The 13,582-nt window shown below is 65.6% G+C and carries 12 protein-coding genes; 11 read left to right on the forward strand and 1 reads right to left on the reverse strand.

The window, feature by feature from the left end:
• The first annotated feature begins 34 nt into the window (after positions 1–34).
• Together ACE3TA_RS07610 and ACE3TA_RS07615 are read left to right on the forward strand one after the other, a co-directional pair.
• The gene (locus tag ACE3TA_RS07610; RefSeq protein WP_374572165.1) at positions 35–697 is read left to right on the forward strand and encodes a hypothetical protein; all 663 of its coding nucleotides are present in this window, start codon (positions 35–37) and stop codon (positions 695–697) included.
• Positions 694–1,206: a hypothetical protein gene (locus ACE3TA_RS07615; protein ID WP_374572167.1), complete on the forward strand. Its 513-nt coding sequence runs from the start codon at positions 694–696 to the stop codon at positions 1,204–1,206. The genes ACE3TA_RS07610 and ACE3TA_RS07615 overlap by 4 nt, the downstream gene beginning before the upstream one ends.
• 745 nt (positions 1,207–1,951) lie before the next feature.
• Here the strand turns inward: ACE3TA_RS07615 and ACE3TA_RS07620 are convergent.
• A complete protein-coding gene (locus ACE3TA_RS07620; protein WP_374572169.1) occupies positions 1,952–2,563 on the reverse strand; it encodes a TetR/AcrR family transcriptional regulator in 612 nt (203 codons plus the stop codon).
• A 91-nt stretch (positions 2,564–2,654) separates the two neighbouring features.
• Here ACE3TA_RS07620 and ACE3TA_RS07625 point away from each other — a divergent pair, with 91 nt between their 5' ends.
• From ACE3TA_RS07625 to ACE3TA_RS07665, 9 genes are all read left to right on the forward strand, one after another.
• Positions 2,655–3,677, forward strand: coding sequence for an SDR family oxidoreductase (locus ACE3TA_RS07625; RefSeq protein WP_374572171.1), 1,023 nt, complete (start codon positions 2,655–2,657; stop codon positions 3,675–3,677).
• A gap of 32 nt (positions 3,678–3,709) precedes the next feature.
• Positions 3,710–4,627 carry an alpha/beta hydrolase gene (locus ACE3TA_RS07630; protein WP_374572173.1) on the forward strand — a complete coding sequence of 306 codons (918 nt, stop codon included), beginning with the start codon at positions 3,710–3,712 and terminating at the stop codon, positions 4,625–4,627.
• A 5-nt stretch (positions 4,628–4,632) separates the two neighbouring features.
• Positions 4,633–5,640 (forward strand): zinc-binding dehydrogenase, encoded by a 1,008-nt coding sequence (locus ACE3TA_RS07635; RefSeq protein WP_374572175.1) that lies wholly within the window; start codon positions 4,633–4,635, stop codon positions 5,638–5,640.
• 20 nt (positions 5,641–5,660) lie between these two features.
• Complete coding sequence (locus ACE3TA_RS07640; protein ID WP_374572177.1) at positions 5,661–6,644, forward strand: aldo/keto reductase; 984 nt, start codon at positions 5,661–5,663, stop codon at positions 6,642–6,644.
• 62 nt (positions 6,645–6,706) lie between these two features.
• Entirely contained in the window at positions 6,707–7,138 is a 432-nt protein-coding gene (locus tag ACE3TA_RS07645) for an ester cyclase (RefSeq protein ID WP_374572179.1), read from the forward strand.
• Positions 7,135–7,680, forward strand: coding sequence for a carboxymuconolactone decarboxylase family protein (locus ACE3TA_RS07650; protein WP_374572181.1), 546 nt, complete (start codon positions 7,135–7,137; stop codon positions 7,678–7,680). The genes ACE3TA_RS07645 and ACE3TA_RS07650 overlap by 4 nt, the downstream gene beginning before the upstream one ends.
• Positions 7,677–8,513: an SMP-30/gluconolactonase/LRE family protein gene (locus ACE3TA_RS07655; protein WP_374572183.1), complete on the forward strand. Its 837-nt coding sequence runs from the start codon at positions 7,677–7,679 to the stop codon at positions 8,511–8,513. The genes ACE3TA_RS07650 and ACE3TA_RS07655 overlap by 4 nt, the downstream gene beginning before the upstream one ends.
• Before the next feature lie 277 nt (positions 8,514–8,790).
• Positions 8,791–11,040, forward strand: coding sequence for a TonB-dependent receptor (locus ACE3TA_RS07660; RefSeq protein WP_374572185.1), 2,250 nt, complete (start codon positions 8,791–8,793; stop codon positions 11,038–11,040).
• Between the two features lie 324 nt (positions 11,041–11,364).
• Positions 11,365–13,527, forward strand: a complete 2,163-nt coding sequence (locus ACE3TA_RS07665) for a TonB-dependent receptor (protein ID WP_374572187.1) — start codon at positions 11,365–11,367, stop codon at positions 13,525–13,527.
• Positions 13,528–13,582: the final 55 nt, after the last annotated feature.

A 13,582-nucleotide genomic window follows, 5' to 3' on the forward strand; every position in this document is an offset into this window, starting at 1 on the left:
GTCCAATGCCCTAATCCGCATAGTGAGGTGGTTGATGGCGAGTACGCCACGCGGCGAGCCGCGCTCTGTTCCAGACCCTGATGGCGAGCGCTACGATGAGATGATCCGCCAAGAGCGCCTGAAAAGGGGGCGTGCGGAGGCGGCTACGACTGCGCCGCGTAATTCGGTCGGGCATCCTGGATTTGCGGAGTCGCTCATCCCTGTCTGGGGTTCGGGGCGCGAGGCCGTCGCGGATCTTCAGGAGGGCGACTATGCAGGCGCGGCGCTGAACGGTGCGCTTGCGGCGTCGGATCTGTTCCTGGCTGAATCGATCGCAAAGGGAATCGCGAAGGGTGGGTTCTACGTGGCCAGGGACTTGGCCAAGAAGGCGCCTTACGGCTGGAAGAGGGAGGTTCGCCCGTGGATGGGCGAGAAAGGCTTCTTGGAGCCCGGTCAGCACGGACATCATTGGGCGATCCCTCAGAAGGGCTGGGGGAAGCAGGTTCCAGACGCGATCAAGAACCAGCCGTGGAACATCAAGCCGATGCCGAGCCCGGAAGTTCACGGGCGGATCACCGGATCCTACAAGGGTAAGCCACAGTTCAATGTCGCCGAGCGGTACTGGCACGGCACACCGGCCTGGTCCAAGGTCGGCGCCGTGACCGCCGCAGGCCATCCGGCGGCGGCGGTGAAAGCCCAATCAGACCAACACAAATGACCTCGACGCCATTGGCGTTTCCTGTCCTCGCATTCGCCCCTGATGTGGGCCGCCATGCGATGCCGGGACGAGAACGCCTCGACTATTTTCTGGATGAGGAAGGCTTCTCGACCTGCACCTCATGGGACCTAGAGTATGGCTCGCGCCAGGGAATGCTGTTGGCCGACTGTGCGGGCCGATGCTGGCGCATCGTTCGCGTGGAAGACCTTGGCGTCACACGCGGTTTCTGGGAGCGGGTTCTGCGGTTCCTTCTACAGCAATCGGTGCACCGGATCTCGCAGGAGATCGTTGAAGAACCCGCCTTGTCGCTTGTCGACCTGAAGGAGCGAGTATGCGCTTCGATTGCGGCCAACCCGGATGACTGGCGCGACGACGAGGTCATCGCAGGTGAGGCCGGGCCGCCGCGGGATGAACAAGAATTGCTCGGCGAGTTGCAGGCCGCGGTGCGGAAAGCGGAGACCCTGCCGCAACTGATCAACGCGCTCTACAACGAGGATCTCCCAGGCTGATGCTGTCAGCGTGGCGAGGGTGTCGCCGACATTTTTGCCGGATCGACCAACCAGATCATGAATAGGTTCGACGGCCGAAGCCGCGCGCCCGCGAAGCGTGGGTGGCGAGCAGAGGCCCCGCGCCTCGATTGCGTGACCGGTTTCTGTATTGGGTGCGAACGGTGGTCGACCGCGTGGTGGGCGGCAGTACAACGTCATTGCTGACGGTACGACATTGCAGTACCGCGCCAGATGACGGCGTAGCGCAGCGTGCAGGGGCGTGTGGGCGATGTCGCCTCAGGTCGGAGTCAATAATTTGATAAATAGGAAGAAATGTGTTCGAGGCTGATGTGTCGGCCCAAATTCGTTTGGACGGATCGGAAGAAAAATACCAAATAAAAACATGATGTTGCCTCGCAGACTCTCTGTGGCGCCCATGATGGATTGGGCGGGGCAAGAGTGGAAATATAAGAAATTCCAATGCTTAAGGTTTGCTCCGTGAGCGAATGCTGTACCGAATGCAGTACTAGGCATTGCGGGATGGCGTGGGGGGCTACGAGCTCCGGCCGATGAGTTCCTAACCGCGTTAGTTCGCGCCCGGAGGCGTACGACCCTGGGTGTCGGTCCGGTTGGGCCAGTGGGCATCGAGGCCTATCCGCTGCAGCCACCCGCGTTTCAAGCGCGATCATCTCGTGTCACGACGCACGAGGGCGGCTTCGACGCGCGCGCCTCAGTCTGGCGCTCGTTTCGCCGAAACGAAACTAGTTCAAACGGGCTTTGCGGTGGCGAGCAGGGCTTCCACGAACGTCATGATCAGCCGCCCCGCCGGAGCCTCGCTGTCCTTGCGTCGCTGCAAAGCGAGGCCGTGCGCAAGCGCCATGTAGCCTGCGGCCAGCTCGCGCGGGTCCAGCTGGGGCTCGCGCCCGAGCGAACGGTAGAACCCGGCGACGATGCTCCCCAGCTCCTCGGCATGGGCCTCGTGGACCGCCTCGTACTCCGCAGCGAACGTCGGGGACCGGTGCGCCAGCAGCTGCAGCTCCAGCGCCAGCATCGACCAGTCCACGTCTGCGTTCAGTGTCGCGGCCCAGTCCCTGAGACGTGCGAGGGCCGAGGCGCCATCCGAACCCTCCACGATGGAGCGGAGAAGCTCCGCTTCCTCGCGCATATGCTGGCGCAGGAGCTCCAGCATGATCGGCTCCTTGCCGGAAAAGTTCGAGTAGAGCGCGCCCTGGGTGTACCCGGCCTCCTCGGCGATATCGCGCACCGACGCCCCTGCAAAACCGCTGCGCGCCACCACCGCCCGGGCCGCATCCAGGATCCGTTCCCGGGTCTGCGCCTGGCTTTCCTCGCGGGTCAGTCGTTTCCGTGGCGTGGCCATGGAAGTGAAATAGCAGTTGCAATCCGGATCGCAAGCGAATAGGTGGCGAAGCAATCGAAATCCAGAAAGCGATTGCTATGGGAGTGGAGCGGTGAACGGTGCAGGTACGGTCTTTGTGACGGGCGCGACCGGCTTGCTCGGCAACAACCTCGTTCGCGAGCTGCTGGGACGCGGCGTCCGCGTGAGGGCCCTGGCCAGGTCACGCGCCAAGGCGGAGCGGCAGTTCCAGGGCCTGTCGGGCCTGGAGATCGTGGAAGGCGACATGCTCGCGGTGCCGGGTTTCGCCGCGGCGCTCGCCGGCGTGGACGTCCTGTTCCACACCGCGGCGCATTTCCGGGACAGCTACACCGGAGGCAACCATTGGGAGGAGCTGCAGGCCACCAATATCGACGGCGCCCGAAACCTCCTGTCGGCCGCCTACGACGCGGGCGTGCGCCGCGCAGTCATGACGAGCTCGATCGCGGTCCTCGATGGACCGCGCGGCGCCGTCATCAATGAGACCATGGTGCGCCCGATCGCCAAGGCCGACGACTACTACCGAAGCAAGATCCTGGCGGACGAGGTCGCCTTCGAGGCGATGAAGGCTCATCTCGACCTCGATATCAGCTTTGTTCTCCCCGGCTGGATGCATGGCCCTGGGGACGCCGGCCCGACGTCGGCGGGGCAGGTCACCCTCGATTTCGTCAACCGCAAGCTTCCGGGCATCGCCCCAGGCACCTTCTCCGTCGTCGACGCGCGGGACGTTGCGCGGGCCATGGTCGCCGCGGCTGAACGGGGCCGCCGGGGCGAGCGCTACCTGGCGGCCGGCCGCCACATGACCATGGACGAGCTGCTCAAGGTCTATGAGCAGGTCACCGGGGTTCCAGCGCCCAAGGGGAAACTCCCCCCAGCCCTGCTCCTGCTGATCGCGACGATCAGCGAGGCGATGGCGCGCCTGACCGGCAAGCCCACCCTGCTGAGCCTGGCCACAGTCCGCCTGATGCTTCGGGAGGCGGAGCGGACCCGGTTTGATCCAGCCAAGTCCGAGCGCGAGCTGGGCCTGACCTTCCGTCCGGTCGCCGAGACCTTGCGCGACGAGATCGCGTGGTTTCGCGCGCAGGGCCGCCTCGCCTGAACCTTTCCCACACCTGACCTGGAGCGCGCCGCATGGCCGTCGAACGCCGAGACGTCACCTTTTCCAGCGCCGATGCGACCTGCGCGGGCTGGTTCTTCCTGCCAAGCGATGCGCGCGCGCGCGGCCCGCTCCCCGCCGTGGCCATGGCCCACGGCATGGGCGCGGTGAAGGAGATGTACCTGGAGCAATTCGCACGTCGCTTCGCCGAGGCCGGGGTCGCGGCGCTGCTTTTCGACTACCGCGGCTTCGGCGCCAGCGAAGGCGCGCCGCGCCACAGGATCGTCCCGCGCGACCAGATGGAAGACTACCGGAGCGCCTTGACATGGTTGTCCCTGCAAGAGGAGGTCGACGCCGACCGGCTTGGACTCTGGGGCACGAGTTTCAGCGGCGGCCATGTGCTGCATGTCGGCGCCTACGATCCCCGCGTGAAGGCGGTGGTGAGCCAGGTCGGCGCCATGGACCTCTATGCCAACGCCCGGCAGGTCACCTCATCGGAGCAGTTCGAAGCCTTCCAGCAACTGGCCGTTCAGGAGCGGGTGCGGCGGGCGCGGGAGGGCGGGGAAGTCTACATCCCCAATGCGCTGCCGCCTGGGCAGGGGCCAGCCATGCAGGTCGACCAGGAGACCTATGATTGGCTCCTGCATGCGCAGGCCACCGTCGCGCCGGCCTGGGTGAACGAGGTGGCTGTGAGCTCCTTCGAGGCCATCCTTGAACACGCGCCCGCCAAGTCGGTGGAGCGGATTTCGCCTCGCCCTCTGCTGATGATCCTGGCGACCGAAGACCGCTGGACGCCACCGGACCTGATCCGGGAGGCCTACGGCCGCGCCCAGGCGCCGAAGCGTCTGCTGGAGGTGCCGGGTGGCCACTACGCCGTCTATGAGGGGGAGGGGGCCGAGCTCGCCGGGGCGGTGGCGACGGACTGGTTCGTCGAGCATCTGGCGGCCGGTTGACGGCGATGCGCGCGATCGTGGTAAAGGCCTATGGCGGCGCCGACGCGCTGGCCCTGGAGCATCGGCAGGCGCCTGAGCCCGGTCCGGGGGAGGTCCGGATCGCGACGACGCGAGCCGGGGTGGCGTTCGGTGATACTCTGCGTCGCCAGGGTCTTGCGGGGGCGCGCCGGCCCCCCTTCACGCCTGGCTATGACGTCGTGGGTCGCATTGCGGCGCTGGGAGAGGGCGTCCGCGACTGGGCGATCGGCGACCGCGTCGCGGCCTTCGTGGAATATGGCGGCTACGCCGAAGCGGTCTGCGCCCGGGCCGATGCGCTCATCCGCATTCCCGACGCCCTGGACGACACGGCCGCCGTTGGGCTGGTGCTCAACTACGGCGCCGCGATCCAGATGATCCGCCATGCCGGCGGCCTCGAGCGCGGAAAGTCGCTGGTGGTCACGAGCGCGGCGGGCGGTGTCGGCGCCGCAGTCCTGGACCTGGCCAGGGCCTTCGGGATCCAGGCTGTCGGACTGGCCTCGGCCCGCAAGCTCGAGGCGGTCCGGCTGAACGGCGCCCTGGCCGTCGACTCGAGCCGCAAGGACGCCGCTGCCGAGGTCCGGCGCCTCCTGGGATCCACTGGCGCCGATGCCGCGCTCGACGGCATCGGCGGCGCGCACCTGTGGCGTTCGCGTCGGATGGCGAAGCGCCACGGCAAGATCATCCTTTTTGGTGTCGCCGGCGCCGTCGCCCGCGGGCGCAAACGTGCGCTCGGCCTGCTGCCGACCATCCTTTCACTGGCGGCCATGCGCGTCCTCGGCGGCCCGCGGGTCGTCTCCTACGTCAGCACGATCGAGCACGCCCGCCGGCGCCAGCGCTTCGTGTCCGACCTGCGAGAGGTCTTCGACCACGCGGCAGACGGACGCCTGCACCCCCTCATTGCGCGCACCGTACCCCTCGCCCAGGCGGCGCAGGCCCACCGTGATCTCGAGGCCGGCGCCGTCGTCGGCAAAATCGTCCTGGCCGTGACGGCCTGACGCCTTTCCAGGAGACTCCCATGCAGACCGCAACGTCCAAGACTTCGCTCACGGTATCCCGCCTCGGCCTGGGCTGCATGGGCATGTCGGAGTTCTATGGGGCAAGCGATCCAGGCGAGGCCCAGCGGGTGCTGGCGCGCGCCTTGGAACTCGGCGTCAATTTCCTCGACACCGCCGACATGTACGGACGCGGCGAGAACGAACGCCTCATCGGCGGTTTCGTCGTCGCCAATCGGGACAAGGTGGTGATCGCCACCAAGTGCGGGATCGTGCGCGGCGAGAGGCCGGCAGACCAGAGGCGCGACACCAGTCCAGGCTATATCCGCAGCGCCTGCGAGGCGTCGCTGCAGCGCCTGGGCATCGAGGCGATCGACCTCTTCTACCTTCATCGGCTGGATGGCGTGACGCCGATCGAGGACAGCATCGGCGAGCTCTCCCGCCTGGTAGAGGCCGGCAAGATCCGCCACATCGGCCTCTCCGAGGTGACGGTCGATGAACTGCGCCAAGCCCATGCCGTCCATCCGGTCGCCGCGGTCCAGAGCGAATATTCGCTGTCGACCCGTGGCGCCGACGTGGAGGCGGTAGTCGACGCCTGCGCCGACCTTGGAGCGCTGTTCGTACCGTTTTCGCCGCTGGGCCGGGGCCTGCTGACCGCGGCCTACAGGTCGCCGGAAGACTTCCGGGGCGCGGATTTCCGCACGATCCTGCCGCGCTTCCAGCCGGGCGCCCTCGAACAGAACCTGTCCGTCGTGGATCGCCTCGCCGCCATCGCGGCGCAGAAGGGCTGCACCGTGGCCCAACTCGCCCTGGCCTGGGTCCTGGCGCGCGGTGCGCACGTTGTGCCGATCCCGGGCACCCGCCGGATAGAGCGGCTTGAGGAAAACGTCGGTGCGCTCAGTGTTTCGCTGGGCGCTGATGATCTGGCCGAGATCGACCGGGCCGCGCCCGCCGACGCCATCGTGGGCGACCGCTATCCGACATCCCTCACCCCACAGAAGTCCTGACCTGTGTCAGGCGCGATCCCCTCTTTCCGCGCACCAGCGCGTCCTTGCACCCGGAGCTTTCCATGACCGATCCCGTCCCGACCCCCGCCGAAGTGGTCGACGCCATGCACGCCGCGTTCCGCCTGTCCGACCTCGACGGTATCGCGCGCTACTGGGCCGAGGATGTCTCCTACCGGGCCCCCGGCGTCGAGCTTAGCGGCAAGGCCGCCCGGGTCGTCGCCGAGACCGTCTGGCTGAACGCCTTCAGCGACAACGAGGTGGAGACCACCCGCCGCTTCGTCGACGGCGACGAGATCGTGGACTTCGCGATCATGTCCGGCCTCCACTCCGGCCCGCTGGCCTTGCCGGGCGGCCAAACGCTCGCGCCGACAGGCGTCCGGGTGTCGGGTCCCTATGTGGCGCGATACCGGATCGTGGACGGCCGCGTCGTCGACCAGCACGTGATTTACGACCGGCTCACCCTGGTCGAGCAACTCCAGGGCGGTGCATCGTGACCGCGGAGGCCCTGGGCACAGCGGGACCTCGGATCGCCCCGGTTTCCCCAGACATCGTCGACGATCCCCTCGCGAGCCTCTTTGCGGGGGTCGCTCGCCACTACGGCGCTCCGCCCTCGGTCGGCCAGCGGCTGATCGCCAATCATCCCCGGCTTTATCGGCGTTGGCTCGCCTTGGGCTCGGAGCTGCTCACGAACGGCGAGCTGCCGTCCGATCTCCGCGAGCTGGCGATCCTGCGCGTCGCCCACAACACCGGCTGCGACTACGAGTGGCGCAGCCACGGCCCGGCGGCGATTGCGGCCGGGCTTCCTGAGGCAATGCTCGCGAGCTGGAAGAACGGCGGCGCTGAGGCCTGGCCCGACCCAAGGTGGGACGCGGTGGTCGACCTGGCGGACGCCCTTCACCGGTCATCCACGGTCGATGACCGGCTTTGGGACCGACTTGCGACGCTCTTCAGCGTCGAGCTGATCCTCGAGCTTTTGGTCCTGGTCGGCCACTACACCACGACCGCCTTTGTCCTGAACGCCCTGCGTGCGCCATGACCGACGCAGCAATTCATGTTGGCGGACCTGCAGAGCTGCTCGTGGGGGGCCTTGCCTTTCCCGAGGAGCCCAGGTGGCGGGCGGACCTCCTCTGGTTCATCGACGCGGGCGCGAACCAGATCTTGGCCGTGGATGAGGAAGGGCGCGAGATGCGGCGCATCGCGCTCGACTTCACGCCAGGCGGGCTGGGGTGGCTCCCTGACGAGACCCTGCTCGTCGTGGATGTGCAGGGCCGCCGCGTGGTCGCAATCGCTGCGCAGGGGGCCTCGTCCTCGACCTATGCGGACGTTTCCCGCTTGGCCCGCCTGCGGCCGAATGGACTGTGCGTCAGCCGCGACGGCGTCGCCTATGTCGCAACCATCGGCTCGGAACTGCGGGCCGAGGAGCCACGTCCTTCTGGCAACATCATCCAGGTCGCGCCGGACCTGAGGCAGGAGGTGCTGTTCGAAGACGACATCCGGTTTCCCAACGGGATCAGCCTGTCGCTCGACGAGCGGCGGCTCTATGTGCCGGAGACCTTCGGCGAGCGGGTGTCGATCTTCGAGCTCGCGACCGGTGCGCGGGTCGTGGCGCCGGTTTCGGGGACCTGGCCGGACGGCAGCTGCGCCGCGTCGGCCGACAGCCTGTGGTTCGCCGATGCGGGGTCCGCCAGGATCTTCCGGGTCGATCATGGCGGGCGCATCGTCGAGACCCAGGAGTTCTGCCGGCGCTGCTACGCGCCTGCGATGAACGGCCGCCGGGACCGTCTCTACGCCGCGGTGGCAGACGACCACGGCGCAGCGGCCAGGGCCCGGCGCACCGGGTCCATTTTTTGGAAGCCGATCCCGACCTGACACCGCCGCTCGCCCGGTGGGCGCGAGGCGAGCCTCCTCGCGCTCTTGAAGCAACAACTGAAACGCAAATCGCGGCCTGATCCTGAAGCGAGCCGCGGGAGGAAACCTGGATGAATCCAAATGCCTGCCAGCGCGCTGGGCCGATCTCCTCAGCCTCGTCCTGACGCCGGCTGAAGCCTGGGCGCCGACGCGCCCAAGCGGCCACCACGCAATCCGAACCAGCAACCACGACGCCGTCGCCGGCGGCGTCGACCCAACTTGTTTTCACGGGGAAACCATGACTGCCAAGACTCTGAGCGGCGCCAGCCTTCTGGCGCTTTCGACCTTGATGTGCGCCACATCGGCCCGCGCGGAGGACCCGGTGGCTGGCCAGGTCGAAGAGGTCGTGGTCACTGCGCAGCGCCGCAGCGAGCGGCTGCAGGACGTCCCGGTGACGATGCAAGCCTTCGACGGCAAGGCGATCCGGGCCGCCGGCCTGACACAGGTCGACCAGCTGGCGAGGCTGACGCCCGGCCTGAACGTGGGAGCCTTCGCGCCCAGCAAGCCGCAGATCTATATGCGCGGCATCGGCACCCGCCAGATCGACATAGGATCCGACCCCTCGGTCGGTGTCTTTCTCGACGACGTCTATGTCGGACGTGCTTCGGGATCGTTGTCGAACATCGCTGACATTGACCGGATCGAGGTTCTGAAAGGGCCGCAGGGCACGCTCTATGGGCGCAACACGATCGGCGGCGCCATCTCGGTCGTTACCGCGGACCCCACCAGCGAGATCGCTGCGAACCTCGAGGTGGGGGGAGGCGACTACGGGGCCTACAACGCTAAGGGCTATCTGAATGGAGCCCTGGTTCCAGGCAAGCTCGACGGCCGGATATCCGCCTTCTACGTAAAGCGTGACGGATATGTCGTGAACACCGTCACTGGAAAGGGTGCGCTGGGACTCGACCAGCTTGGGGTGCGCGGCAAGCTTCGGTTCGCACCGAGCGATCGTCTCAGCGCGGTGCTCACGGCCGACATCCTGCGAGACCGGTCGCCGGGACAGCAGGGCGAGTCCGAGGGACCCGACGTGTTCCTGCGCAGTCCGCTCGTCGGCTTGCCCCAACTCACCCGCGACCGGTTGTCCGAAGCCTACAACCTCGACTCACCGGTCCGCCGCAACATCGACCAGGTTTCTCTCCGTGCGGAATGGAAGGGTGACGACGCCACGGTGACTTCCATCAGCGCCTATCGCCGCTCCCGCTTGTTCGAGGACGCCGACGTGGACTCGACGCCGCTTTCAGTGCTGGAGCAGGTGACGTTCGAACGATCCCGGGAACTCTCCCAGGAGCTGAGGATCGTGTCCGATCCGGCTGCGCGCTGGTCTTTTGGCGGCCGGCTCGACTGGCTTGCCGGCGTCTATGTCTACCGGGACGAGGCCGTGCGGACAGATCGGTTTGTGTGGGGCGCGGACAGCCTGCCGGTGCTGGTGGGCCGCTTCAGCGGCCTGGCGGGCCTCGAATCCGTGACCAACGACGCGACGCTGGACCGCGATGTGGATGGCGCTGCCGTGTACGGCCAGGCCACGGTACGTGTGACCGACACCGTCAGCGTCACGGCAGGCCTCAGGTACTCCAGGGACCACAAGGAGGGCCTCTACACTGGCGCGACCGACCATGCCGGCCTTCCGGTCCTTGCGCAGCCCTTCGCGGTCCCGCTTGATCGCACCTGGACCTCCACGGATCCTCGCCTGACGATCGACTGGAAGCCGACGCACGACGTGATGGTCTTCGTCACCGCTAGCCATGGCTACAAGAGCGGCGGGTTCCAGTGGGCTGTCACCGATCCGACGCTCGCAGCCCGCATCTTCGATCCCGAGGAAGTCAGCTACTATGAGCTCGGCGCCAAGACGCGCTGGCTGGGCGGCGCGCTCGTCCTGAACGGCTCGCTTTTCTACAACGACTACAAGAACCTTCAGGTGCAGCGCCTGGTGGCGATCCCCGGGGGCGGGGCCTCCAATGTCATCTCCAACGCCGCGGCCAGCACGATCAAGGGCACCGAGGTGGAAGTGACGGCCCGGCCCGGAGCGGGCTGGCTGGTGAACCTGGGCTACGCCTATCTCGACGCGCGATATGATCGGTACGTGTTCGGGCCTGGCGTGGACTTCTCTGGCACGGCCATGGTGCGCTCGCCAAAGACTACGCTCAACGCCAGTGTCCAGTACGACCGTGACCTGGGAGATGACCTGGCCCTGCAGGTGAGGGGGAGCGCGGCCTACACGTCCTCGTTCTTCTTTGAGCCTGGGGAAACCCGGCTGTCCGCCGGCAATCGTGAACCGGCTTACGTCACCGTCGATCTGCGCGCCTCACTTTCGCGAGGGCCATACCGGGCGACCGCCTTCGTCAGCAACCTGTTCGACGAGCATTACCGGACGGCGCGGCTGACATACCCGGGCGCCTCCAGCCCGTTCGGTGCGACTGAACCGCAGAGCATCGGCTACTGGGCTCCGCCGCGCATGGTGGGTGCGAGTATCAGTTGGATGCTCCAGTAGTTCGCTGAGGCAAGGGGTCTATCGCTCCGCCTAAGGCGGCTGGCTGACGAGCTGGGCGGCGGCGAGCGCGGCATCGGCCCCTACCACCCACAGGACCATGGGTGCATCTCGAATCGTCAGTAGCTGACATGCCGAAGGAGAGGTGACGAAAATGGTCTCAGCGGGCGCAGCGCCCGCCACTCCAAGCGCAATTGGGTCGGCTCGTTGTGCATGGAAATATAGGATTGCATATTAAATAAAAAAATGCATGCATTTGACCTCTGGCTCGATAAGTGGCCGTGTGGGGAGGATTGCATGGGGCGATACGGCTTTAAGGCAGCGCTTATGACTGCCGCGGTGATTTGTGCTCCTAGCGTGGGCAAGGCGCAGGATTCGACGCGGTCCACGCAAGTGGACGAGGTGGTCGTCACCGCCACCAAGCGCGACGAGACGTTGCACGACACGCCGATCTCCGTTTCGGTGATCGAAGGGCAGAAGCTGGCGGCAAGCGGCGCTTCAGAGTTCACTGAACTCGACGACTACGTTCCCAACTTGCAAATTTCCGATACGCCAGCGATCCCAATCATCACGATGCGAGGCATCGGTTCGAGCACGGGGAGCCTCTCGTTCGAACAGGCCGTCTCAATGTATCTGGACGGCGTCTATGTCGGACGCCCTAAGCAGTTCACCGCGCCGTTTTTCGACGTCAAACAGATCGAGGTGCTGCGTGGACCGCAGGGAGCGCTGGTCGGCAAGAACACAAGTGCAGGTGCGATTGTTGTGGTCACGGCCCGTCCGACTCGAACGTTCGAGGCGACAGCCAGCGCCGAAGAGGACTTCGAGTATCAACGGACCGCTGTTACGGGCGTAGTTTCGGGGCCGCTTGGCGAAAGTGTCGGCGTTCGCCTAGCGGGGCGATACGAGACGCAGAATAAGGGATATCTGCACAACACCGTCACGGGAACCGACGACCCCAGGCCCAAGAGCCTGGTCTTGCGGGCCTCTGCCGACTATTCGCGGGACACGCTAGACCTGTTCGGTAAGCTTGAATATTCGTACAGAAGGATTGAGGGCCAACCCTTTCAGACTATCTCGCGCGCGAACGGCATCGTGTTGGATCGGACGCGTCAAGCGGGTAGCCGGATTGGTCCGGAAGAGGACGACGTCAATAACTATAACGCTGTCGTGCGTTTTGATCGACGCTTTGGTGACTTCACTCTGACAGGCGTCACCGGATTTTCCGCCTACGACAGTGAGATTGGCTTAGATTCCGACTATTATACTCCGGACATCTTCTACTCGCGTTTTGCCGAGAATTTCCAGCAGGTCTCGCAGGAAATCCGACTTAGCTCTCCGAGCGAAGATCGCTTCAGCTATATCGTAGGAGCCTACTACCATGTGGCCGACGAAGATCTCACCCAGGCGAGCGTACCGGTGGCCAACCAAGCCGGGAGCACGCGCCGGTACTTCAGCCAAAAAACAAAGGTCGCTTCGGTGTTCGCTGAAGGCACTTTGCAGGTCTCAGATAGGCTGAGGACGCTTCTTGGCCTGCGGTACACCCAAGAGGATAAGGACTCGACCTATCGCAACATCACCGGGGCCGGCGCGCTTTCGGGAGTAGGCGTTACGACAATCGCGTTCCCGGATTCAATGAGCGAAGGGCTCTTCGATCCATCACTTGTTGTCCAGTGGAATGTGACGCCTGCAGTTATGCTCTATGCTTCAGTCGCGCGAGGGTCGAAAGGAGGCGCGTTCCAAGGTTCCATCGCCGGCGCGAAGCCCTCAACGTTCCAGGTGGGGCCGGAGCGTTCACGCTCCTTCGAAGCTGGCGGCAAGTTTAACCTGCTAGACGGTGCGGCCTTCCTGAATGTCAACGCGTACTGGACCGACTATACTGGCCTGCAGCTCACGACGCTTGACCCAACTGCGACGACACTGAGCTTCGTCACGCGCAATGCCGGGGCGGCCCGCAGCCGCGGGGTCGAGGTCGACGGATCCTGGAGGATCGCCGCGCCACTTACACTAAATGCTTCAATGGCCTACCTGGACTCGGCCTTCACCGATTTCACGGACGGTCAGTGCGCGCTGCAGCAGACACCGGACGGAACGAAGCCCAACACCTGCAACTACAACGGCGTGTCGCTGCCATACGCGCCGAAATGGAGCGGCTACGCTTCCCTTGACTGGCGCCGTCCTGCTGCGGGCGATGTGGATCTCTTCGGGAGTGTGGATCTGCGCTTCGCGTCTAGCGCGCGCTACTCGTCAGTCAATGATCCGGTGGCGGTGCAAAGCGCAACGGCGAAGCTGGATCTGCGCATAGGAATTGGCGCCCACGACGCCAGATGGGAAGTCGCCGTGGTCGGCCGCAATCTTACCGACGAACAAACCTTCTCCTTTACGAGCTCGAACCCGATCGCGAATTCGCTAGGCGGCACCGGACCAGACGGTCGCATCCAAGTCCTCGACCCGCCACGCACGGTGGCCCTCCAAGCGAGCGCACGCTTTTAGGGGGAGATCAGAAGTTGACTGCGCGGTCCCATCAGAATCGTGGGCGGAACCTGAA

The organism is Phenylobacterium sp. (assembly GCF_041916435.1).
Taxonomy (GTDB): domain Bacteria; phylum Pseudomonadota; class Alphaproteobacteria; order Caulobacterales; family Caulobacteraceae; genus Phenylobacterium.

Bases quoted from the DNA above. Each gene is read 5' to 3' on its own strand.
- ACE3TA_RS07610 (WP_374572165.1), top strand. From the start codon at position 35: ATGGCGAGTACGCCACGCGGCGAGCCGCGCTCTGTTCCAGACCCTGAT.
- ACE3TA_RS07615 (WP_374572167.1), top strand. From the start codon at position 694: ATGACCTCGACGCCATTGGCGTTTCCTGTCCTCGCATTCGCCCCTGAT.
- ACE3TA_RS07620 (WP_374572169.1), bottom strand. From the start codon at position 2,563: ATGGCCACGCCACGGAAACGACTGACCCGCGAGGAAAGCCAGGCGCAG.
- ACE3TA_RS07630 (WP_374572173.1), top strand. From the start codon at position 3,710: ATGGCCGTCGAACGCCGAGACGTCACCTTTTCCAGCGCCGATGCGACC.
- ACE3TA_RS07635 (WP_374572175.1), top strand. From the start codon at position 4,633: ATGCGCGCGATCGTGGTAAAGGCCTATGGCGGCGCCGACGCGCTGGCC.
- ACE3TA_RS07640 (WP_374572177.1), top strand. From the start codon at position 5,661: ATGCAGACCGCAACGTCCAAGACTTCGCTCACGGTATCCCGCCTCGGC.
- ACE3TA_RS07645 (WP_374572179.1), top strand. From the start codon at position 6,707: ATGACCGATCCCGTCCCGACCCCCGCCGAAGTGGTCGACGCCATGCAC.
- ACE3TA_RS07655 (WP_374572183.1), top strand. From the start codon at position 7,677: ATGACCGACGCAGCAATTCATGTTGGCGGACCTGCAGAGCTGCTCGTG.
- ACE3TA_RS07660 (WP_374572185.1), top strand. From the start codon at position 8,791: ATGACTGCCAAGACTCTGAGCGGCGCCAGCCTTCTGGCGCTTTCGACC.
- ACE3TA_RS07665 (WP_374572187.1), top strand. From the start codon at position 11,365: ATGACTGCCGCGGTGATTTGTGCTCCTAGCGTGGGCAAGGCGCAGGAT.